The organism is Citrobacter sp. FP75, assembly GCF_018342065.1.
Classification (GTDB): Bacteria; Pseudomonadota; Gammaproteobacteria; order Enterobacterales; family Enterobacteriaceae; genus Citrobacter.
On the sequence record NZ_JAFDOE010000004.1, the window covers coordinates 227,555 to 249,919 of the forward strand.

General features: G+C 53.0%; 17 protein-coding genes and 1 tRNA gene. 3 read left to right on the forward strand and 15 right to left on the reverse strand.

The window, feature by feature from the left end; translation table 11 throughout:
• Nucleotides 1-37 precede the first annotated feature (37 nt).
• The gene (locus tag JQ822_RS15660; protein ID WP_213134231.1) at nt 38-2,098 is read right to left on the reverse strand and encodes an AsmA family protein; all 2,061 of its coding nucleotides are present in this window, start codon (nt 2,096-2,098) and stop codon (nt 38-40) included.
• A gap of 78 nt (nt 2,099-2,176) precedes the next feature.
• Nucleotides 2,177-2,944 (reverse strand): cyclic-guanylate-specific phosphodiesterase, encoded by a 768-nt coding sequence (pdeH, locus tag JQ822_RS15665; RefSeq protein WP_213134232.1) that lies wholly within the window; start codon nt 2,942-2,944, stop codon nt 2,177-2,179.
• A 229-nt stretch (nt 2,945-3,173) separates the two neighbouring features.
• Here pdeH and JQ822_RS15670 point away from each other — a divergent pair, with 229 nt between their 5' ends.
• Nucleotides 3,174-4,103 carry a sugar kinase gene (locus JQ822_RS15670; protein WP_213134233.1) on the forward strand — a complete coding sequence of 310 codons (930 nt, stop codon included), beginning with the start codon at nt 3,174-3,176 and terminating at the stop codon, nt 4,101-4,103.
• Between the two features lie 60 nt (nt 4,104-4,163).
• Here the strand turns inward: JQ822_RS15670 and JQ822_RS15675 are convergent, their stop codons facing one another.
• From JQ822_RS15675 to JQ822_RS15690, 4 genes are all read right to left on the reverse strand, one after another.
• Nucleotides 4,164-5,657, reverse strand: coding sequence for a M16 family metallopeptidase (locus JQ822_RS15675; protein ID WP_213134234.1), 1,494 nt, complete (start codon nt 5,655-5,657; stop codon nt 4,164-4,166).
• 222 nt (nt 5,658-5,879) lie between these two features.
• Nucleotides 5,880-7,166, reverse strand: coding sequence for a dicarboxylate/amino acid:cation symporter (locus JQ822_RS15680; RefSeq protein WP_213134235.1), 1,287 nt, complete (start codon nt 7,164-7,166; stop codon nt 5,880-5,882).
• 175 nt (nt 7,167-7,341) lie between these two features.
• The gene (gene hmsP, locus JQ822_RS15685) at nt 7,342-9,330 is read right to left on the reverse strand and encodes a biofilm formation regulator HmsP (RefSeq protein WP_213134236.1); all 1,989 of its coding nucleotides are present in this window, start codon (nt 9,328-9,330) and stop codon (nt 7,342-7,344) included.
• Nucleotides 9,331-9,556: 226 nt separating this feature from the next.
• The gene (locus JQ822_RS15690; protein ID WP_213134238.1) at nt 9,557-9,664 is read right to left on the reverse strand and encodes a type I toxin-antitoxin system toxin Ldr family protein; all 108 of its coding nucleotides are present in this window, start codon (nt 9,662-9,664) and stop codon (nt 9,557-9,559) included.
• A 428-nt stretch (nt 9,665-10,092) separates the two neighbouring features.
• On the opposite strand from JQ822_RS15690, the gene megL reads away from it, so the two are divergent.
• Entirely contained in the window at nt 10,093-11,289 is a 1,197-nt protein-coding gene (megL, locus tag JQ822_RS15695; RefSeq protein WP_213134239.1) for a methionine gamma-lyase, read from the forward strand.
• Nucleotides 11,290-11,406: 117 nt separating this feature from the next.
• The gene (locus JQ822_RS15700; RefSeq protein WP_213134240.1) at nt 11,407-12,705 is read left to right on the forward strand and encodes a transporter; all 1,299 of its coding nucleotides are present in this window, start codon (nt 11,407-11,409) and stop codon (nt 12,703-12,705) included.
• Between the two features lie 32 nt (nt 12,706-12,737).
• Here the strand turns inward: JQ822_RS15700 and JQ822_RS15705 are convergent, their stop codons facing one another.
• The 9 genes from JQ822_RS15705 to eptB all read right to left on the reverse strand — a co-directional run bounded on the left by JQ822_RS15705 (nt 12,738) and on the right by eptB (nt 22,314).
• Complete coding sequence (locus JQ822_RS15705; protein WP_213134241.1) at nt 12,738-13,940, reverse strand: sigma-54 interaction domain-containing protein; 1,203 nt, start codon at nt 13,938-13,940, stop codon at nt 12,738-12,740.
• 176 nt (nt 13,941-14,116) lie between these two features.
• Nucleotides 14,117-15,121: a dipeptide ABC transporter ATP-binding subunit DppF gene (dppF, locus tag JQ822_RS15710; RefSeq protein WP_213134242.1), complete on the reverse strand. Its 1,005-nt coding sequence runs from the start codon at nt 15,119-15,121 to the stop codon at nt 14,117-14,119.
• Nucleotides 15,118-16,101: a dipeptide ABC transporter ATP-binding protein gene (gene dppD, locus JQ822_RS15715; RefSeq protein WP_213134243.1), complete on the reverse strand. Its 984-nt coding sequence runs from the start codon at nt 16,099-16,101 to the stop codon at nt 15,118-15,120. The genes dppF and dppD overlap by 4 nt, the downstream gene beginning before the upstream one ends.
• 10 nt (nt 16,102-16,111) lie before the next feature.
• The gene (gene dppC / locus JQ822_RS15720; RefSeq protein ID WP_135323943.1) at nt 16,112-17,014 is read right to left on the reverse strand and encodes a dipeptide ABC transporter permease DppC; all 903 of its coding nucleotides are present in this window, start codon (nt 17,012-17,014) and stop codon (nt 16,112-16,114) included.
• Nucleotides 17,015-17,023: 9 nt separating this feature from the next.
• The gene (gene dppB, locus JQ822_RS15725; RefSeq protein ID WP_135323942.1) at nt 17,024-18,043 is read right to left on the reverse strand and encodes a dipeptide ABC transporter permease DppB; all 1,020 of its coding nucleotides are present in this window, start codon (nt 18,041-18,043) and stop codon (nt 17,024-17,026) included.
• A gap of 160 nt (nt 18,044-18,203) precedes the next feature.
• Nucleotides 18,204-19,811, reverse strand: a complete 1,608-nt coding sequence (gene dppA / locus JQ822_RS15730) for a dipeptide ABC transporter periplasmic-binding protein DppA (RefSeq protein ID WP_213134244.1) — start codon at nt 19,809-19,811, stop codon at nt 18,204-18,206.
• Complete coding sequence (locus tag JQ822_RS15735) at nt 19,726-19,962, reverse strand: hypothetical protein (RefSeq protein WP_213134245.1); 237 nt, start codon at nt 19,960-19,962, stop codon at nt 19,726-19,728. The genes dppA and JQ822_RS15735 overlap by 86 nt, the downstream gene beginning before the upstream one ends.
• A gap of 492 nt (nt 19,963-20,454) precedes the next feature.
• Nucleotides 20,455-20,531: transfer RNA gene (locus JQ822_RS15740), tRNA-Pro, on the reverse strand.
• Between the two features lie 91 nt (nt 20,532-20,622).
• Nucleotides 20,623-22,314 (reverse strand): kdo(2)-lipid A phosphoethanolamine 7''-transferase, encoded by a 1,692-nt coding sequence (eptB, locus tag JQ822_RS15745; RefSeq protein ID WP_213134246.1) that lies wholly within the window; start codon nt 22,312-22,314, stop codon nt 20,623-20,625.
• Nucleotides 22,315-22,365: the final 51 nt, after the last annotated feature.

Sequence of the window (22,365 nt, forward strand, 5' to 3'; positions counted from 1 at the left end):
GATAGCGCCTCGCTTATCCGGCAGTTTTCTTCTGAAATCACTTCTTCATCTGCGACAAAATCGTCCGACACTGGTTGGCCTCACCTTCAGACGGTGAGATCAGCGCCAACAGCGCGGCCGCAGGCGTGACGAGCGTGGCCAGCGCAGCGGCGACGGCACCACGGGCGATCAACGGCCCTGCCTTCACCCCGGCCTGCGGATTTTTGAATGTCCCGCGCACATACAGCGGCGAACGTAGCGTAATGATACGAATGCCTTTACTCTCCGGATCGACGGTTAAATCCAGCTGTTCAGAGGCAAAACTCGCCGTTCCGGTAACATTGATAACCGCATTTTCGGTATCAAAAGCAAAAATCTGCGGGCGTGCGACACCGTTGACGATATCCAGATTCGCCGCCGCACAGTTTACCCGTACTTCGTCATCACCAAATATCTGTCCAACGATATAGTTACCCAGATTCAGCCCCACAATCTCCATCAGATTTCGGCTAATCAACCCGTCGTTCATCAACAACTTCAGGTTGCCATTACTGTTGCCGAGCAGCGCGGCCACCGAATTCCCGCTCCCACGAAACTCGGCGTCACCGTTCATTTCACCCAACGTTTTCTGCATCAGTTCCACATCCGGCATCAGCTCTTTCAGCTTCAGACGGCGCGCCTGGATAGTCGCCCGACCCTGCATCGGCTTTTTATCCCCCTCCAAATGAATGCTGGAGACGATACTGCCTCCCGCCAGACCAAATTTCAGCGGCTTCAGCCGCAGGTCGGCATTGTTCAGGATGATATGAGCGGAGAGATCGCTGATGGGCAGGCTGCTGCCGTGCTCAATACGTCGCCCTTTGAAGCGTACGTCGGCGTCCATGACATTCCATTTGTCGGTTTCGAAACGGTCGTACGGCAAGACTTTATCCGTGGGCTGAACGTTCTTTTCACCCTTGCGTTGTTCAGACTGTTTGGCTCGTTGCGCACCTTTACCGGAATCCACGCCAATCAGCGGCCCTAAATCTGCCAGCCGCAGCTGGCGCGACTCAACGTCCCCTTCCAGTTTCGGGCGCGGCTTGCCGGTGGTGTAAGCGAGCGTGCCGTGAATATCGCTGTCGCCAATGCGACCATTAAAATCGCGATAATTAAACACCGAGGATTTCCCGCCATCTATTTTGGCGACCAGTCGCCCGTCGGTTTCAAAAGGTGGCGTATCCGGCAGCAGCACGCCGGTCAAATCGTACAAATCCCCGAGCGAATCGCCCGAAAACTTCAGTTTGAGATCCGCCCCGCCCATATTCATCGGATCGTTTATCGTGCCGACAAACGCCACCCGTGTATTACCCGAACGGAAATCAGCCTGCACCGGGAAAGGGGTACCTTCACCACGCAGCGCCAGCATCCCACCGATTTTTCCGCTGCCGCTGAGCGGTTCACCGTTATATCGGCCTTGCGCTTTCAGACCAAACACGTAGTCCTCGACGCGGGCGTTGCTCTCTTTATTTTTTGCACCGGTCACTTCGCTAAAGGGTAATGGCTTACCCAGCGGATCAACGAAGATCTCAATTTCCGACTGCGTGATCTTATCGTTGATGGCAATGCGCCCCTGATCGAACAAAATGTTATCGAGTCGAAATGACCAGGCAGACGGTGGGACATTGGGGTCGGGGTTTTCACTCCTGGCGAGGGTAAAGGTCCAGTTGTTGTTTTTCTCCGACAGGCGGATAAGCCGCGCGTCCGGTTTCACCAGCTTAATCCACGGCAGCCAGACCGTTTTGGTCAGCAGCGCCAGCGGTGCGAGCGTGGCTTCAACGCGTGGGAGGTGCACCATGGTAACGTCGGGAATATCCGGCGGGTTGCCGAGGATAATATCTTCCGCATGAACGTGCGGCCACGGAACCCAGCTGCGCCAGCCGGTTTCCTGCTTCTGCCGCTCCCAGACTACGCCCAAATCACCGCGTATCGCGAACGGTCGGTTGAGTTCAGTAGAGACTTTCTGGTTGATGGTCGGTTTGAGCCGGTTCCAGTCAAATGTCGCAATCACGATGATGAGTACGACGATCAACAACAAGAAAACCCCTGATACTGCTGTGGCTATTTTGCCTGCTTTCGTCATCTTTTACCTCCTCACTTTCTTCCTTGCCTGTCCTAAAGATAGTCCAGCAGGATTAAAAGGAGGCTGATGACGCCAACATCAAAGCGACAAAATCACCTCTTCAAGGGTATGCAGGGGAACCGGACGCGAGAGAAAATAGCCCTGCGCAGCGAACGCCGGTGAGTTTTGCACATCGCGCCACTCTTCCAGCGTTTCAACGCCTTCGACAATCACCCCGCGGCAATAGCGGTTCATGAGCTGTAGCAACAGCGTGAACAGATTCCGGCCTTCCGGCGTCTGGCGCAGCATAATAAACAGATCCCGCGCCACTTTAATGTAGTCGTAGCTGACTTCACTCAGGGCAGAGAAATTGGCCATCCCAGTGCCAAAGTCATCCAGCCAGAGCGGACCAAATTCGCACATCGAAGCAAATGACGACCCCTTCGGCAAGCGAATATGTTCCACCAGCTCAAAGCGCAGCCACGGCAGACCTTCGATGATTCTCAGTATCTCGGGCTCCTGGCGCATCGCAAGCAGCGTTGGGCCATCAACGTTCACCGACGCCAGCAGGTCGTGGGTTTTAAAAAAGTCGCTTTTCAGTTGGAGTTGCTGGAGCTGCTCCTTCACCACTTCAATACGGTGACGTACGGCTACTTCGGCAAAATAACGGTCTGGCGCAAGACGCTGGGAAGGGTTATCAGGATGGCTCACCACTGTCAGCAATTCAACAGCCATCAGCCGCCCATTAGTCTGGTAAATCGGCTGGTAGGTGTAAGCACGCTCGCACTGCAGCCAATAGCGTCTCTCCAGCAAGCTTTCGATACTCGCATCAGGCGTAATTAGCTGCTGGGTAACCTGCTTTATCATCTGAGATGTCCTGTAAATAAGAGTGTGACTGACCGGACTCGTCAAAGGTTATCGGCGCTCAGGCGCAGAACTTTACGTTCAGCACGTCGCTAAATAAAAACCTGGCAGCAAAAAATCGCGCAGAATACGCGTTGGCTCAAAAAATTAATGGAACGATGTTTTAATATAGTTGACCACTTAACACCCACAGCGCACACTAACGCTAATTTTTTCAGAGCAGGTTACGACTATGTCCAGCAAGATTGCCGTGATTGGCGAATGCATGATTGAACTGTCACAGAAAGGCGCTGACGTTCAGCGCGGTTTTGGTGGCGACACGTTGAATACATCCGTTTATATCGCCCGTCAGGTCGATGCTGCGGCCCTTTCCGTACACTATGTCACGGCGCTGGGCACGGACAGTTTCAGCCAACAAATGCTGGAATCCTGGCACGGCGAAAACGTCAATACCTCATTAACGCAGCGTATGGAAAACCGCCTTCCGGGTCTCTATTACATTGAGACAGACAGCAGCGGTGAGCGTACCTTCTACTACTGGCGTAATGAAGCGGCGGCAAAATTCTGGCTGGAAAGTGAACACTCCACCGCCATTTGCGAAGAGCTGGCGACGTTCGACTACCTGTATCTGAGCGGCATAAGCCTCGCCATTTTAAGCCCGTCCAGCCGTGAGAAACTGCTGTCACTGCTGCGCGAATGCCGCGCCAACGGCGGAAAAGTCATTTTTGACAACAACTACCGCCCACGCCTGTGGAGCAGCAAAGAAGAGACCCAGCAGGTGTATCAGCAGATGCTGGAATGCACCGATATCGCGTTCCTGACGCTGGATGATGAAGATGCGTTGTGGGGTGAAAAACCCGTTGCTGAGGTGATTGCCCGCACTCACGCAGCAGGCGTGCAGGAAGTGGTGGTGAAGCGTGGCGCCGACTCGTGCCTGGTGTCCATCAATGGCGAAGAGCTCATTGATGTACCGGCGGTAAAACTGCCAAAAGAGAAAGTGATTGATACCACCGCCGCGGGCGATTCGTTCAGCGCCGGGTATCTGGCGGTACGCTTAACCGGAGGCAATGCCACAGAAGCCGCCAAACGCGGCCACTTGACAGCCAGCACGGTCATTCAGCATCGCGGGGCGATTATTCCTCGCGACGCGATGCCGCAGTAAACCGTTATTCTTGTATGCCGGGGGCGCTTCGCTTGCCCGGCATACAGGTTACGATTTCCTTTATTGCACTGGCGGAATGTCCGTCACTTCAGGATGAGATTCATCGGTTTCAACGGACGCTGCCGCAGCGGTAACGGGTGCCATAATGCCATCCCACGTCGCCTGCAGATCCTTCATATTGAATTCAGGCTCACCCTTCGGCTGAAGCAGAATAAGAGCCATCTCTTGCGACAGTTGCTGGCGCAGATCCTGATTCAACATCTCCACGGTCAGGCCGTTGAGGAAGTTCTGGCGTAAACGCTGGTACTGTTCCGGCGCGATATCCACCACCTGATTTTGCAGCGAGCGCAGACGCTGGCTGATCAAAATATCGGTATCGGTACGGCCATAGGTGGCAAACAGCTTCTGCAGTTCCAGATTTTTTTGCGCCACCAGCGCGTTAAACTCTTCTTCCGGCAGACCCTTATCACGCACTTTCGCCAACTCACGCGCCACCGTCCCCAGATTCGCATTCAGCTTATCATTCGGTGACTCTACGTTGATGGCGCACTGCGCACGCAGGAATAGCACCCGACAGTCAAAGCCCAGACCGATGTCTTTCGCATTGTTCCTGGTTAGCTCCTGCTGGATATGCCAGAACAGCGCTTCACGGGCTAAATCAGCACGCCAGTAGCGCAACAGCGCGGCGGATTCACGGATCGGTTGCCACGGCGTGTCCCACATGATGGAGAGGCGATCCTGGCGTACCGCGTCGGTCATAATGCTCACCGCTTCAGCGCGTAGCGGGGAAAGTGTCGGCACCGGTGCTGGTGTCTCACGTTTACCTTTTAATTCGCCAAAGGTTTTGTTGATTTGCTCAGCCACGCTGCGCGCGTCAACGTTGCCGACGATAATCAGCGTCATGGCGTCCGGGGTATACCATTTCTGGTAGAACGACTGGATTTTCTCGGCATCTACCGGGGTTTTCAGCGGATCGGCGGGATCGTGTCCCAGCAGTGTCGATCCCTTCAGACGGTAGCGCCACCAGCCTTCTTTGGTATCCATCGGCCAGGTTGTCACCATATCTTCGCTGCTCAGCGCATGATTGATGGTTTCTGGCGTGATGGTCAGCTTGCCGGAGATATTCGCCAGATAAGAGAGCGACTCTTTCAGCAGATCGTTACGGTTGTTGGGCAAGCTGAGGTTATACAGCGTGGAGTCATAGGAAACGATAACTGGCGGCATGGGACGCTTGGGATCGAACCCCTGCTGCCACAGTGAACGGGCTTGCGTGGCATCCAGGCCACCGCTTTGCGTCAGCGCGATACGCGGGATCGCGTGGCTGAAACCACTCTGTTGTGTACTCTCGGTGAGTGAACCGGTATTAACCAGCAGGCGAACCTCAATACGGTCGCTGGGGCGCTGGGGAGTGGCTAACACTTGCCACTGTAAACCGTTTGCCAGCGTACCCTGTTGCCACGCCGGGTCAGGCTGGAGCGCATCTGCCTGCACATAGCCGGCAGAGGCCATCATCAGCAAGCTGCCCGCTAAAAGTCGAATTTTTGTGCCCTGCATGTGAACCCCTGATCAACAATCCTGGTAATAAAAAGACAGCCCTGAAAAAGGACTCTCTGAATATGACGTTAAAACACTTCGTGTTAGACCGCGAGAACATGAAAATGTCACGGAAGAAGTGAAAAAATCCCGAAACCTTCGGATCGACGGTTTCAGGTACAGGGGGTAATTATGCGCAGGTGCCCGTAGCCCTACAAGGGACTACGGGCATAAGTGGAGGGATTAAGAGGATATTTCGTGCGTTTTGCCATCCGGCGCACGATTATTCAGCACATCATCCAACTTTTTGCTATCCAGTTCTTTCACCCATTTCGCGACAACGACGGTTGCCACGCCGTTACCAATCAGGTTGGTCAGCGCACGGGCTTCAGACATGAAGCGGTCAATGCCGAGAATCAGCGCCAGACCGGCAATCGGCAAATGACCCACAGCGGAGATAGTAGCTGCCAGTACAATAAAGCCGCTTCCGGTCACTCCCGCAGCCCCTTTCGAGGAGAGCAGCAGCACCACCAACAGGGTTATCTGATGGAAGATATCCATATGACTGTTCGTTGCCTGGGCGATAAACACCGCCGCCATCGTCAGATAGATCGATGTCCCATCAAGGTTAAACGAGTAGCCGGTAGGGATAACCAACCCGACCACCGACTTCCGACAGCCAAGTTTTTCCATCTTATCGAGCATACGCGGCAGCGCGGACTCGGAAGAAGACGTGCCCAAAACGATCAGCAGTTCTTCACGGATATAGCGGATGAATTTGAAGATGCTAAAGCCAGTTGCCCGGGCAATCGATCCCAACACCACCACCACAAACAGGATACAGGTGATATAGAAGCAGATAATCAACTGCCCCAGCTGTACCAGCGTACCGACGCCATATTTACCGATGGTAAAGGCCATGGCCCCGAAAGCACCGATTGGCGCCAGGCGCATGATCATATTGATGATGCCGAAAATAACCTGCGAGAAGCTTTCAATCACATTGAAAATCATTTGGCCTTTGCTGCCCAGACGGTGCAGCGCAAAACCAAACATCACCGCGAACAGCAATACCTGCAGGATGTTGCCGCTGGCGAACGCGCCAATGACGCTACCTGGGATAATATCCATCAGGAAGCCCACAATCCCCTGGTCTTTGGCCTGCTCAGCGTAAATCGCGACGGCTTTCGCATCCAGCGTTGCCGGATCGACGTTCATCCCGGCACCGGGTTGCACCACGTTGACGATGATAAGACCGATGATCAGCGCAATCGTACTGACCACTTCAAAATAAAGCAGTGCAACCGCACCGGTGCGGCCTACTGCTTTCATACTTTCCATGCCTGCAATGCCGGTAACGACAGTACAGAAGATGACGGGAGCGATGACCATCTTAATGAGCTTAACGAACGCGTCGCCAAGCGGTTTCATTTGGGCGCCTAATTCAGGGTAGTAATGGCCAAGGAGAATACCGATGGCAATCGCTGTCAGGACCTGAAAGTAAAGGCTTTTGAATATCGAGGTTTTCATAGGGTGTCCTTAAAGTAAAAACCACAGGTCTTGTAAGGTTTTATTTAACCTGCGGCCCTAAAGTAACACCCACACAACATCACAGAAATGTACAAAGATCATAATTGATACAAAAATGTTAAAAATTTTGAGCTGGCTCGCACAAGCGTACCCTTTTTTAACTTTTGTAATCAGCTCATTGCTTCGTTAAATAGCGTTCTTCGAAGATATCTGCCGGAACCGGACGGGCAAATAAGAATCCCTGCGCCACTTCCACCCCCGCTTGTGTCAACCACTCTCGTTGCGCTTCGGTTTCGACACCTTCGGCAATCATCTGCAAATCGAGGCTGTGAGCCAACTGAATGATGGCGGATATCATGCTGCAATCCTCAGGCACGCCGTCGACAAACATCTTATCAATTTTGAGTACGTCCACCGGTAGCGACTTCATGTGCTGCAGCTGGCGTAAACCGGCGTATCCCATACCAAAGTCATCCAGTGCGATACGCACTCCCGCATTACGCAGCGGGCGCAAAATGGCGACGGCTGCGTTGGGATCATCGATATGGCGGCTTTCAGTTACTTCGAGGATCAGCGTACCAGGCTTCACGCGATAACGGTTTAACAGCTCCAGCAGATCCGACACCATATTCGGGTGCATCAACTGTAGAGCAGAAAGATTTACCGACAGCGGGAGCATCAGGCCGCGCTCCTGCCAGGCAGCAAGCTGGCGACAGGACTCCTCCAGCACCCAGTATCCGACGGTAACCATCAGACCACAGGATTCAATCCTGTCGATTAACCCTTCCGGTAATTCCCAGCTTCCGTCCGGCTGCTGCATCCGCAGCAGCGCTTCCGCACTCAGTATCTTACCGCTGGCGATCTCTACCTGCGGCTGCATCCACAGCGCAAACTGCTGGTTATCCAGCGCGGTAAGAATGTCGTTCTCTTCCGTCAAACGTTGCTGAGCTTCTTCCATTTGCTGTGGGTCAAAGAACTGAATCTGATTTTTACCTTTGCGGCGCGAAGTGAGTGCCGCGGAGAGCGCACGACTGTAGAGCTGTTCTGCGGTTAAATCGCCATAAAACATCGCTACGCCAATATTGCAATTGGGGCGCAGCTGGATGCCGTGGATAGGCAACCGCTCATTAATGATAGTAAGTACTTGCTGACTTAATGTGATGGCATGCCAGGGTTCCTTCACGCCATGCGCAATGATGGCAAAGTCGTAGCCACTGACCTGGGTAAGCACCATTCTGGGCGCCAGTACCGACTTGAGTTTTTCGACCACCGTCAGCAGCAGGATTTCCCGTTGGGTTTCGCTCAGCACGCCTGCGGTATCCCGCAAGGTTTCGCAGGTGACAATCATCAGCGCCGTAGTCTGCTTACGGGACACGACCTGTTCCAGTAACCCCATCAAAAACGTTTTGTTGGGCAGATCGGAGACTGGAAAACGCATTGAGTAGTCGCTCTGCTCTTCAGTGTGGCGCTGCACCATCTGCTGATTCAGGTTGTAACTGCGCACCAGCATGCCAATCTCATCATCCTGATGCAGACGCGGTAATGCCAGTTGATAGCCAATAAGATCCTGCTGGGGAATGTCGTTCAGTTCACGCGCTATTTTACGTAATGGGTGCACAATCAATCGGTTAATACACCAGGAGATCGCCACCGTCAGGATCAGTGACAAAAGTAAGTAAATGGTCACTAACGTAGAGAGCGTACTCATCACGAATTTGTACATGCGATACGAATCCGCCTGTAGTACCAGATAGGCCAGCGGCTGCGGGTTGGCTGAACGCTCCAGTGAATAGACCGGCAGCGAGATCTGCACCGGCAACTCGAACAGGCGAGTTACCATTACCGGGACCGAACGTTCGGGAATAAAGCTCATCCGCAGAGCCTGAAACTGATTCGGCAGCACCACATCGGCGCGGCTGACTACGCCCGCGGGCTGAATTCGGCGTAAAATCGTCTCCGCTTCAGGAATATCCCCTTTCAGAATGGTGGCCGACAGGGGTTCACGGACGGAGCGAGCGATACTTTCCAGTTGAGTAGCCGTGTTATAGCGGTTCTGCTGGACCAGATGGAACAGCAAAACGGTGCAAAAAATAAAAACGAACACCATGACAACGGTCGCAACCATCGCCATCTGCTTAATTGTTAACGAGCGACTGACACGCAAACTGACTCTCCACGGATAGACAAAACTGCCGTCAGAGTATACCCGATCGTAGCGGTATTAAGAGAGGCGGTATCTGAAAACTTCCCAGCGTGCATTATCGCGGCAGGATAGGCACCTGGCGACGAGATTTATCTGCAATTAACGCGAAAAAGGCCGCAAGATTACATCCTGCGGCCTGGTTCGGGCGCATGTTGACATTACGGCAGGCAGACGCCCATAAAGCACATTACTTCCGGTTGCGTAGCCAGTTCACAATCAGGCTGGCGATAATGCCAGCGATGATCGGCGCTGCCAGATCGTGCCAGAAGGCTGCGCCCAGTTGCATGAGCGTCATATAGCCGCCTGTGTTGCAATGGCAACTGTTCGCGGCTATTCTTGAACTGTTGAGGATCAAGGTTAGCCCCCGTTTTGTTGCCAGGTTTATACCGAACAACGTGCGGGGGTTTTCTCTTTCCAGCAACCGATGCCGCCAGGGATCAAGCCCCCGCAACATTGCGCCTCACCGGGTAAACCCGGCTTGCTGCTGATTCTACGGCAACACTTCCGCTCCATCACCCCTGAGTAATCCAGCCTGCGTAAAAGCTCGCAATTACGTCTTAATAAATCCGCCAATCGCTGGAAAGTTTCTTGCCAACTGGCAACTTTCCTGACAACTACCCGCACGATGAAACAAATAACATATTGATATCTATATATTAATTTTCTGGCACAGCGATTGCTATTTGAGTGTGAGCTGTTCTGTTCCGAATCAAAGGAGATATCATGTCTGACTGTCGTGCTTACGGATTCAATACCCAGATCGTTCACGCGGGGCAACAACCCGACCCTTCCACTGGCGCGCTCAGTACGCCTATTTTCCAGACGTCAACATTTGTGTTTGATAGCGCCGAACAGGGTGCCGCCCGCTTTGCGCTCGAAGAACCCGGCTACATCTATACACGCCTGGGGAACCCTACTACCGACGCGCTGGAGAAAAAGCTGGCAGTGCTGGAAAGAGGTGAAGCCGCGCTGGCTACCGCGTCCGGAATTTCGGCCATCACCACGTCGTTGCTGACCCTGTGCCAGCAGGGCGATCATATTGTTTCCGCCAGCGCCATTTACGGCTGTACCCACGCTTTTTTGTCACACAGCATGCCGAAGTTCGGCATTAACGTCAGCTTCGTCGACGCCGCAAAACCGGAAGAAATCCGCGCCGCTATGCGCCCGGAAACCAAAGTGGTGTATATCGAAACGCCGGCAAACCCAACGCTCTCACTGGTTGATATTGAAACGGTCGCCGGGATCGCCCATCAGCAGGGCGCAGTGATGGTCGTGGATAACACCTTTATGTCGCCCTACTGCCAGCAACCCCTGCTGCTGGGTGCCGACATCGTGGTGCACAGCGTCACCAAATACATCAACGGCCACGGGGACGTGATTGGTGGCATCATTGTCGGTAAGCAGGAATTTATCGACCAGGCACGATTCGTCGGACTGAAAGATATCACCGGCGGCTGCATGAGCCCGTTCAACGCCTGGCTGACGCTGCGCGGCGTGAAGACGTTGGGTATCCGTATGGAGCGCCACTGTGAAAACGCGTTAAAAATTGCCCGCTTCCTGGAAGAGCACCCGGCCATTACCCGCGTGTATTACCCTGGTCTGCCTTCACACCCGCAGTATGAGCTGGGTAAACGCCAGATGAGCCTGCCGGGAGGAATTATCAGCTTCGAAATCGCCGGAGGCCTCGAGGCTGGCAGACGGATGATCAATTCTGTAGAATTATGCCTCCTCGCGGTCAGTCTCGGTGATACCGAAACCCTCATTCAGCACCCAGCGTCTATGACACATTCGCCCGTTGCACCAGAGGAACGGCTTAAAGCAGGTATTACCGACGGACTTATCCGTCTTTCTGTCGGTCTTGAAGATCCAGAAGATATTATTAACGACCTTGAACACGCCATCAGAAAGGCAACATTCTGACTATTACGGCCTGAACCGGCGCAGATCGGTTCAGGCCGTTGAGAATCAAGGCACAACAGCCTGGCTATACGCGTGATCCTTTTCCGGGGAGAGCGGGTATTTTCGGCAGGGGGTTCTATGCAGGACAACACATTACAATTAAGCAACACGACAGCAACCGCCGCATCCTTCTCAAAAAAACTACCGTTTACTAAATACGATTTTGGCTGGGTATTACTTTGCATCGGCATGGCGATTGGCGCCGGAACAGTGCTGATGCCAGTACAAATTGGCTTAACCGGTATTTGGGTATTTATTGTCGCCTTTATTATTGCCTATCCGGCCACCTATATTGTGCAGGATATTTATTTAAAAACGCTCTCTGAAAGTGAAACCTGTAATGACTACACTGATATTATTAGTCATTACTTAGGTAAAAACTGGGGCGTATTTCTCGGTGTCATCTATTTTCTGATGATTATCCACGGCATCTTTATCTATTCATTATCCGTTGTTTTTGACAGCGCCTCCTATATAAAAACCTTCGGACTCACCGATGCCGATCTTTCGCAGTCGATAATCTACAAAGTGGCCATTTTTGCCGTTCTGGTCGCCATTGCTTCCGGCGGGGAAAAGCTGCTGTTCAAAATCTCCGGTCCGATGGTGGTGGTAAAGGTTGGCATCATCATCGTGTTTGGTTTTGCGATGGTTCCACACTGGAACTTCGGCAATATCAGCGCGTTCCCTGAGGCTGGCGTCTTCTTTCGCGATGTCCTGCTGACCATCCCGTTCTGTTTCTTCTCGGCGGTGTTTATTCAGGTGCTGAACCCCATGAATATCGCCTACCGCAAACGGGTGTCAGACCGGGTGTTGGCTACACGCATGGTCATTCGCACCCACCGCATCAGCTATATCACGCTGATTGCGGTCATTCTGTTTTTCTCATTTTCCTTTACCTTCTCTATTAGCCATGAAGAAGCAGTATCGGCCTTCGAACAAAATATTTCCGCACTGGCGCTGGCGGCTCAGGTTATCCCAGGACAAATTATTCACATCACCTCTACGGTGTTGAATATTTTTGCTGTGCTGACGGCATTCTTCGGTATTTATCTGGGATTCCACGAGGCCATGAAGGGCATTATTCTGAACGTACTGGGTCGTGTCATCGACGTTGAGAAAATTAACCCACTGATTCTGACGCTGGGAATTTGCGCCTTTATCGTGACCACGCTGGTTATTTGGGTGTCGTTCCGCGTGTCGGTGCTGGTGTTCTTCCAGTTAGGAAGTCCACTTTACGGTATCGTCTCGTGCATTATTCCGTTCTTCCTGATTTATAAAGTCACACAACTGGAAAAACTGCGCGGGCTGAAAACCTGGCTTATCCTGCTGTACGGGATTTTGCTGTGTCTGTCGCCATTGTTGAAGCTGATTGAATAACCCGATGACAGCGCCGTCAACCCTGGCGGCGCTTAATTCACACTCTCCAGTTGATAGCTGCGAATTTTATTCAGCACCGTGGTATGCGACACCCCCAGCGCTTTGGCAATATGTCGCGACGAGACATTCTCTTCTACCATCTGCTCAATCAGTTGACGCTCAGCGCATTGAACCTGCTGCTTAAAAGGCCGCCCTGCGTGGGTCTGGTTACCCGATGTTATATTCGCTATTCCCAAATCCTCTTGGGTAATCACATCGGATTCTGCCATCAACATCAGACGAATAATGGTGTTTTCCAGTTCGCGTACGTTCCCCGGCCAGCCGTGATGATGCATGGCATCAAAGCAGGCTTTATCCAGAATTAACCGTCGCTGGAATTCTTTTGCATATTTCTGCACAAAGTGGCGGATTAGCAGGCTGAGATCCTGCGGACGTTCCCGCAAAGGAGGAATAGTCAGGGAGAGTACGTTAATACGATAATAGAGATCGGCACGTAGCAAACGTTGTTCGACCATCTCTTCCAGATTGGCGTTGGTTGCCACAATAATGCGGACGTTAACCGGAATAATTTGCGCCCCACCCACGCGGCGGATCCCGCCATCCTGCAGTACACGCAGTAATTTGGCCTGTAAATTTAGCGGCATCTCACCAAATTCATCAAGAAAAAGGGTGCCTTTATCGGCCATTTCAAACAGGCCTTTTTTGCCTTTACAGTCCGCACCGCTGAAAGCCCCTTTTTCATAACCGAAGAATTCACTCTCCATCAGCGACTCGGGCAATGCTGAGCAGTTAACCGGAATAAATGGATAAAAACTACGCTGACCAGAATTATGAATCGCCCGGGCCAGCAGCTCTTTGCCGGTCCCTGTTTCACCACGGATCAGGACGGTATATTTGCTGTCCGCCACTCTAATCGCCTTTTCGATCAGTGCCTGCATGCTCTGGCTGCTGCAAATAATGTCTGAGAAATAGCGCGGGCGTTCCGGTTCGGACATCGACAGTTCGCTTATCTCTTCGCAAAGGTAAGCGACGTTAATAATATCGGCACGCTGGCTTAAACAGGATTGCACGCTGGAAATATCCTGCAGCTGGCGGCACCAGGATTTAATCAGGATCCGGCCAGCCGTCACCTTCATTGATATGATATTGATATCACAGCAGGAAAACTCCTTCAGGACATCCTCAACCATAGACAGGCGATCAATTGTTTTAATATCCCAGCGTATCGTGACCACATTTGCTCCAGGTCGTTAGCAATTGCGAAGTAGATATTTCTGTGATGTTCAAGAATCTGACTACATTCTAGACGCTATGGAATAATGTTCTGCCAATGGACTCACATTGTGGAAGTAAAAACGAAATATAAAAAAACCGGAGCACAAGGCTCCGGTTATTGGGTCATAACCCACGCTTATTGCTGTGGGTTCTCATCCTGGTCAACGGCAAAGCACGCCACCAGTTGGCCGCTGTAATCTTTAAGCTGCGGCTGCAGTTGAGTACAAGGGCCAAAGCGGCGACGGCAACGGGCATTGAATGCGCAGCCCGGCGGCGGATTCAGCGGGCTTGGCAGCTCGCCGGTCAGCTTGATACGCTCGCGGCGATCGTCCGGGTTCAGGCGCGGCGTTGCGGAGAGCAGCGCCTGCGTGTACGGATGACGCGGATTATTGAAGATCTGATCCTTCGTTCCTTTTTCCACGCAGCGGCCTAAATACATCACCATCACTTCATCGGCAATATGTTCCACTACCGACAGGTCGTGGGAGATAAAGACATAGGACAACCCCAAATCTTGCTGCAGATCCATCATCAGATTCAGTACCTGTGCACGCACAGAAACGTCCAGCGCCGAGACCGGTTCGTCGGCAATCACCACGTCCGGGTCAAGCATCAGACCACGGGCAATGGCGATACGCTGGCGCTGACCGCCGGAGAACATATGCGGATAGCGGTCGTAGTGCTCGGTTTTCAGGCCGACTTTCGCCATCATCGCCAGCGCTTTTTCGCGACGCTGCTCTTTGCTTAAGCTGGTGTTGATCTGCAGCGGCTCCTCCAGAATCTGCCCCACTTTCTTACGCGGGTTCAGGGAGCCGTACGGATTCTGGAACACAATCTGGATTTTCTGCCGACGCAGCTTCTGCGCCTGCGGGTCATGTTTGAGCAGATCCTGTCCCTGGTAATACAGCTCACCGCCGGTCGGGACTTCAATCATCGTTAGCAGGCGACCAAGCGTCGATTTCCCGCAACCCGACTCGCCAACCACCGCCAGCGTTTTACCGCGTTCTAAGGTAAATGACACGCCGTCCAGCGCTTTTACCAGACGTTCCGGAGCGAACAGCCCTTTCTTCACCGGGTAGTATTTTTTCAGATCGGTGGCCAGCAACAGAGGCTGTTGCGTGGTGGCCTCATGCGTACTCATAGTGTGGGCCTCCCGGCATCATCAAGTGGGTAGTGGCATTTCGACTGGCGACCTTCACTGAGTATGTTCAGCTCCGGTTCTACGCTACGGCATTTGTCCGTGGCATACGGGCAGCGCGGGTTCAGCAGACATCCGTTCGGACGGTCGTACTTGCCAGGAACCACGCCCGGTAGCGAGGCCAAACGCGCTTTATCCTGCGCAAACTCCGGCAACGCACGCAGCAGTGCCTGGGTATACGGATGACGAGGCGCGCGGAAGATATCGTGCGCCGCCCCGGTTTCCACGACCTGACCGGCATACATGACGATGATTTTGTGCGCCGCTTCTGCCACCAGCGCCAGGTCATGAGTAATCAACACCAGCGCCATATTTTCTTTCTGCTGCAATTCCAGCAGCAGTTCGATGATCTGTGCCTGAATAGTCACGTCCAGCGCGGTTGTCGGTTCATCGGCAATCAGCAGTTTCGGACGACAGGCAATCGCCATGGCGATCATCACGCGCTGGCTCATCCCCCCGGACAGCTGGTGCGGATACACATCGAGGCGCGAGGCCGGGTCGGGAATGCCCACCAGCGTCAGCAGGTCAATCGCCCGCTGAATGCGGGTTTTCTTGTTGCCACCCTGATGCACCTTAATGGCTTCCATAATCTGGTAGCCGACGGTGTAGCACGGGTTGAGGCTGGTCATTGGGTCCTGGAAGATCATCGCCACTTCGGCCCCTACCAACTGGCGGCGCTCTTTCTCAGAGATGCGCTTCAGGTCGCGACCGTTAAACTCAAGGCTTTCTGCCATCACGCGGCCAGGGTAGTCAATCAGCCCCATAATCGCCAGCGAGCTGACGGACTTACCGGAGCCGGATTCCCCGACAATCCCCACCACTTCACCCTGGTTTACACTGTAGCTAATGCGGTCTACAGCACGGAATTCGGCGCCAACGTCGCCGAAATGCACGGATAATTTATCTACATTTAATAACGCCATCTCGAACCTCTTACTGCTTCAGTTTGGGATCGAGCGCGTCACGCAGACCGTCACCCATCAGGTTAAATGCCAGCACCGTCAGCAGGATCGCCAGACCCGGGAAGGTCACGACCCACCAGGCACTTTGCGCGAACTGCAACACGTCGGAGAGCATGGTGCCCCACTCCGGTGTTGGCGGCTGCGCGCCCATGCCCAGGAAGCCAAGCGCGGCCATATCGAGAATGGCGTTAGAGAAACCAAGCGACGCCTGAACAATCAGCGGCGCAAGGCAGTTAGGAAGAATATTGACGAACATCTGGCGCATCGCCCCGGCCCCTGCCACGCGGGAAGCGGTGACGTAGTCGCGGTTGACTTCCACCAGCACGGCGGCACGCGTCAGACGCACATAGTGCGGCAATGCCACGAACGTCAGCGCCAGCGCGGCGTTACCAATCGACGGACCAAATACCGCCACCAGCACCAGCGCCAATAACAGGCTCGGCAGCGCCAGCATGATATCGACCACACGCATGATGATGTTATCAACAATACCGCCGAAGTAGCCCGCCACTAGGCCGAGAACAACCCCCATCACCAACGACAGCACCACCACCAGACAGCCAACCAGCAGCGACAAGCGAGCGCCGTACATCAGGCGCGACAGCACATCGCGCCCCACGTCGTCAGTACCAAACAGATGCGCCCACGAGCCCCCTTCCTGCCACGCAGGTGGTGCCAGCAGCGTATCGCGAAACTGTTCCGCCGGGTTATAGGGCGCAATCCAGTTGGCGAAAATGGCAATAAACAGCACGATGACCACATAAACGAGTCCAACGACCGCACCCTTGTTGCGTTTAAAATAGTGCCAGAACTCTTGCAACGGGGTCATCGGCACCGGTGCAGCAATAACTTTATTTTCAGTAACCTGTGACATGATGGCCCCTTACTTCTTATGCCGAATACGCGGGTTCACCACGCCGTACAGCAGGTCTACCAGCAGGTTGACAAGAATAATCATCGTCGCCACCAGTAATACACCGCCCTGCACTACCGGATAATCACGGCGTTGCAGCGCATCAATCAGCCAGCGCCCCAGCCCCGGCCACGAGAAGATGGTTTCGGTCAGGATCGCCCCTGCCAGCAGCGTACCGACCTGCAGGCCGATAACGGTCACCACGGGTAGCATGGCGTTGCGCAGAGCGTGAATGATGATGACACGCATACGGGTCAGACCTTTAGCACGGGCGGTACGAATGTAATCTTCGCCCAGCACTTCCAGCATTGACGAACGGGTCATACGTACAATCACCGCCAGTGGAATGGTGCCCAGCACCATTGCCGGCAGGATCATATGTACTGCGGCATCAATGAAATTACCCTCTTCCCCCCAGATGGCGGTGTCGATCAGCATAAAGCCGGTCAGCGGGTTGGAATCATCAAGGAACACCATGTCGCTCACCCGCCCGGAAACCGGCGTCAGGTTCCACTGCACGGAAACCAGCATGATCAGCATCATGCCCCACCAAAAGATAGGCATGGAGTAACCGGTCAGCGCCAGACCCACGGCGGTGTGATCGAAAATGGAGCCGCGCTTAACAGCAGCAAGTACGCCAACCGGAATACCCACTGCGGTAGCAAAAATCATGGCGCAGACGCCGAGCTCCAGCGTCGCTTTAAAGCGAGGCACAAACTCTTCCCACACCGGTAAGCGGCTTTTTAACGAAATGCCTAAATCACCATGCATCACCCCCCAGATATAGTGGAGGTACTGCTGCCACATCGGCTTATCCAAACCGAGTTCAGCCAGCAGTTGTGCATGACGCTCAGGGGAGATACCACGCTCACCTGCCATGATCATCACCGGATCGCCGGGGATCATATGGACGAAGGCAAAGGTGAGAAGAGTGATACCGATAAACGTGGGGATGACGAGTCCCAAACGTCGGAGAATGAACTGCAACATAACCCGGATTCTCTCTAATGACACACGGCCTGGAACCGTGAATCTGTATTGCTCACAAATCTTATCTCCCCCTCAAGTGAGGAGGAGATAAAGCATTACTGCCAGGTGGCGCTACGCTTGCCCGACTTAACGGTGCGTGGCGCTCCTGGCTTGCTTTTAATTATTCGACAGAGACGTTTTCGAAGTGGTGCTTACCTAATGGATCAACCACATAGCCTTTGACTTCTTTACGCACTGGCTCATACACGGTGGAGTGAGCGATGATCAGCGCAGGCGCCTGGTCATGCATCACTACCTGAGCCTGTTTGTACAGTTCAATACGCTTGTTGTGGTCGTCGGTCGCACGCGCCGGTTGAATCAGGTCCTCAAACGGCTTGTAGCACCAGCGAGAATAGTTGGAACCGTCTTTTGCCGCCGCGCAGCTGAACAACGTAGCGAAGAAGTTATCCGGGTCCCCATTGTCGCCGGTCCAGCCCATCATGACAGCCTGATGCTCGCCCGCTTTCGCACGCTTGAGGTACTCGCCCCACTCGTAGGTCACGATTTTGGCCTGTACGCCGATCTTCGCCCAGTCAGCCTGAATCATCTCTGCCATACGGCGAGCGTTCGGGTTGTACGGACGCTGTACCGGCATCGCCCACAGCTCAACGGTGAAGCCTTTGTCCTGGCCCGCTTCTTTCAGCAGCGCTTTAGCTTTTTCCGGATCGTAGGTGTAGTCCTTAACATCGTCGTTATAGCCCCACATGGTTGGCGGGATCAGGTTTTTCGCGGCAACGCCAGCGCCCTGGTAAACCGCTTTGATGATCGCCTCTTTGTTCACCGCGTAGGTCAACGCCTGACGCACCTTCACGTCATCAAACGGTTTTTTCTCGGTATTGAAGGACAGGTAACCCACGTTCAGGCCCGCCTGCTCCATCAGGTTGAGGTTTTTGTCCTGTTTCATGCGTGCGATGTCCGCCGGGTTCGGGTACGGCATTACCTGGCATTCATTCTTCTGCAACTTGGCGTAACGCACGGAAGCGTCAGGCGTAATGGAGAAGACCAGACGGTCAATCTGCGGCTTGGTGCCCCAGTAGCCCGGGAACGCTTTATACAGAATACGCGAGTCTTTCTGGTACTGCTGCAGCTGGAATGGGCCGGTACCGATTGGGTTCAGGTCGACTTTCTCCGGGGAGCCCGCTTTCAGCATGTTGTCAGCATATTCTTTGGAGAGAATAGAGGCGAAGTCCATCGCCAGATCCGCCAGGAAAGGTGCTTCCGGGCGAGTCAGCACGAACTGAACGGTGTTGTCGTCGACTTTCTTCACTTCGCTAATCAGGTCTTGCAGGCCCATGCCTTCAAAGTATTCATAGCTGCCGCCAGAGACTTTATGATACGGGTTCTGCGCGTTTTTCTGACGATCGAAGGAGAAGACGATATCGTCGGCGTTCATGTCACGCGTCGGTTTGAAATCTTTGTTGTCCTGCCACTTCACGCCCTGGCGCAGATGGAAGGTATAGGTTTTACCGTCTTCGCTGATTTCCCACTTCTCAGCAAGGCCCGGGATCACTTCAGTCGTACCGGTTTTGAACTCAACCAGGCGGTTATAGATCGGTACGGAGCTGGCATCATAGGTTGTGCCAGAAGTAAAAAGCTGTGGGTTAAAGCCTTCAGGAGATCCTTCTGAACAATAAACCAGAGTTTTAGCCTGTACGCTTGCCGCGACGGTCATAGCCACCAGGCTCAGACCAAGCTTCAGCATCCCTGACTTCTTCAAGGAAATACTCATTCTTCTGCTCCAAATGTGATGTTTGTTGTTTTACCCTTTGCAGTGGGTTTGCACCGCCTGGCCTTTTTTGTTTTTTACCCGGCCGGGTCGGCGTTAAGAGGATGGGGATTCCGTTCACATAAGCGACTGAGTTGCAGTGCGGATTCTCCATGAAATGCCCCTCATGCCCTACAATCTGTCAACAGAATGTGAAAACGTCAATACAGGTAACCGCGATTTACACCAACGGTGAGAATTGGCAAACAAAGATTAAAAAAAGTGCAGAGGGGCATTTTCAGCAGGGAAATTTGTGCTACGCGGCCTATACCAGAATAAATATCTTCATATTTAGCAACATTTAGTGATTAACATTTATGCAAAATATGAAAATTTTCTTAATACATGCTGCATATCTGAGCGATTAATGCCATGAACGTTAAAGCGCACAGCGGAAAATGCCAGGTTCAGCCATAAGTAGCGCAAAAAAAGTTTCAAGCAAATATAAAAAAAGACAATGGAATATGTCACAGAATCGTTAACAGACAGTGGGAAGTGGTAGACAATTTTTGCAGATAAAATGAAGGTCAGTTCTTACCCCCGGAGGTTCTCATCCTCTTGGGCTTCAAATGCAAAAAACCCTGCTCGTTGAGCAGGGTTTTAAATTTGGTCGGTGATAGAGGATTCGAACCTCCGACCCCTTCGTCCCGAACGAAGTGCGCTACCAGGCTGCGCCAATCACCGAATGCGGGGCGCATCTTACTGCTCAGGTGCACGCCCGTCAATCCCTTAGTATCAAAATGCCATTCGATCGGCGAGAAAGTCAGCAGGCCTGTTACTGAGCCGCTGCTTTCTTCCAGTCCGGAACTTTGCACCAGTTATTATTCTCGTTAATACCGCCGTTTGGCGAGGTATAACCGAGGCAACCCAAAATGGTGTCGTACAGTTCAACATGACGACGCGGCACCTTCATATCCGCCTCTTGCTTCAGGTGAGCAAACGCCTTCGCGTGATCGGGGTCTTCCAGATACCTGTCAGACATCCACACCATCATAGGTACGCGGAACTGCTCTGGCGGCGCCATTTTACGCGGCGTACCGTGCAGGTGTTCACGCTCGTTAATCGACTCACCGTGGTCGGCGGCATAGAACACGATCGCTTTCTTATCGCGCAGTTGATCAAACACTTTGGTAATAAAGTGATCGACATAAGTCACCGAATTGTCGAAAGAGTTAATCATCTGGGCTTTAGAACAACCGCTATCGACATCCACACACTCTGGCTTCCACTGCGCATAATCACGGGTGTAGCGCTGCGTGTAGTTAAAATGCGAGCCTTTAGTATGCAGAATAATCAGATGTTTACCGCTGTCATTCTGCTTTAAGGATTGCTGCATTTCGGTGATCAGCAGCATATCGTCAACCGTTTTGCCGCGGTTACGCGGCTCTGCGCCAATCTGTTCACGATAGGCGATGTTTTCAGCCATGGTGTTGCTGTAGAACCACATTTCGCTTTGCATCGCGTACAGATCGGTTTTAAATCCTAACTGACCAAGCACGGAAAAGACGTTTTGTTCTTTCAGCGTACGCTGCGGATTTTCCTCTGCCCCGCCTTCACGAACGAACATGCAGCGCAGCGAAAGCTTGGTCGCGGTATCACAGGAATATCCACGGAAGGCCGCCAGGTTTTTCTCCTGAGCCAGTCTTGGCGTGGTGTTTCGCTCGTAGCCAAAAATGCCCATATGATCCCAGCGCGTGGTTTCACCAATAATAAACACGACATAGGTGTCGTCGAGGTTTTTGGGTGCAACGTAGGTGAACTTCTTCGCCGGGTTCATCAGCGATTTGTTATCTGAAGACTCATCAACCTGCGCCCAGGCATACAGCCCTAGCGCGGAGAGCCAGTTTGACGGCAGATAGGAGTTCGCCACGACGCCACCGTAGCTGGGTAAATCGATGCCTGTTTCGCGCTCCACGGATTTCTGCTGCATGCTGAGCAGGCGAATCGGCACCCACACCATCAGGCCAGCCAATAAAACCGCCGCCACGCTACGCCATCTCATGCCAGGTGTACGAATCTGTCTCATCAGGGTATAGCGGCAACGGTTACTCCAAATCAGAACCAACGGTAAAATACTTACCGAAACCAGCCATACGATAAAATGCCAGCCGACGACTTCTTTTGATAAATCAATGTCCGTGGTCATTACGGAGGCAATAATACCGTAGCCAATCACCACATTCAGGAACGTCATATAATAGCTGGCGCCAGCAGAGCAGAGCACCACAAGGGTTGCCAGTACACGCCAGGCGCGTCGGCCAAATAAAGAGAGAAGACGGAGTAAAAAGAAAGTCACCAGCACCGTGCCAGCTAATTCAACAACCGCAGAGAGTCCTTTCCAGACGGTGAACTCGTGCGCATATCCGCCAAAGCGACGGAAAAATACAGCACAGTTCATAAACAAACCGATATAGATTGCCAGCAAGAAACTGAGTTTCTGCTGCGTCATCGACTTAATGTATCTCATGCAAACAAACCCTGGGAATCGGGATAAAGACACCCTGTGCAAAGGCCTGTC

Coding starts and splice junctions, on each gene's coding strand:
- JQ822_RS15660 (WP_213134231.1), bottom strand. CDS start 2,098: ATGACGAAAGCAGGCAAAATAGCCACAGCAGTATCAGGGGTTTTCTTG.
- pdeH (WP_213134232.1), bottom strand. CDS start 2,944: ATGATAAAGCAGGTTACCCAGCAGCTAATTACGCCTGATGCGAGTATC.
- JQ822_RS15670 (WP_213134233.1), top strand. CDS start 3,174: ATGTCCAGCAAGATTGCCGTGATTGGCGAATGCATGATTGAACTGTCA.
- JQ822_RS15675 (WP_213134234.1), bottom strand. CDS start 5,657: ATGCAGGGCACAAAAATTCGACTTTTAGCGGGCAGCTTGCTGATGATG.
- JQ822_RS15680 (WP_213134235.1), bottom strand. CDS start 7,166: ATGAAAACCTCGATATTCAAAAGCCTTTACTTTCAGGTCCTGACAGCG.
- JQ822_RS15690 (WP_213134238.1), bottom strand. CDS start 9,664: ATGACGCTCATGCAACTGGGCGCAGCCTTCTGGCACGATCTGGCAGCG.
- megL (WP_213134239.1), top strand. CDS start 10,093: ATGTCTGACTGTCGTGCTTACGGATTCAATACCCAGATCGTTCACGCG.
- JQ822_RS15700 (WP_213134240.1), top strand. CDS start 11,407: ATGCAGGACAACACATTACAATTAAGCAACACGACAGCAACCGCCGCA.
- dppF (WP_213134242.1), bottom strand. CDS start 15,121: ATGAGTACGCATGAGGCCACCACGCAACAGCCTCTGTTGCTGGCCACC.
- dppD (WP_213134243.1), bottom strand. CDS start 16,101: ATGGCGTTATTAAATGTAGATAAATTATCCGTGCATTTCGGCGACGTT.
- dppC (WP_135323943.1), bottom strand. CDS start 17,014: ATGTCACAGGTTACTGAAAATAAAGTTATTGCTGCACCGGTGCCGATG.
- dppB (WP_135323942.1), bottom strand. CDS start 18,043: ATGTTGCAGTTCATTCTCCGACGTTTGGGACTCGTCATCCCCACGTTT.
- dppA (WP_213134244.1), bottom strand. CDS start 19,811: ATGAGTATTTCCTTGAAGAAGTCAGGGATGCTGAAGCTTGGTCTGAGC.
- JQ822_RS15735 (WP_213134245.1), bottom strand. CDS start 19,962: ATGGAGAATCCGCACTGCAACTCAGTCGCTTATGTGAACGGAATCCCC.
- eptB (WP_213134246.1), bottom strand. CDS start 22,314: ATGAGATACATTAAGTCGATGACGCAGCAGAAACTCAGTTTCTTGCTG.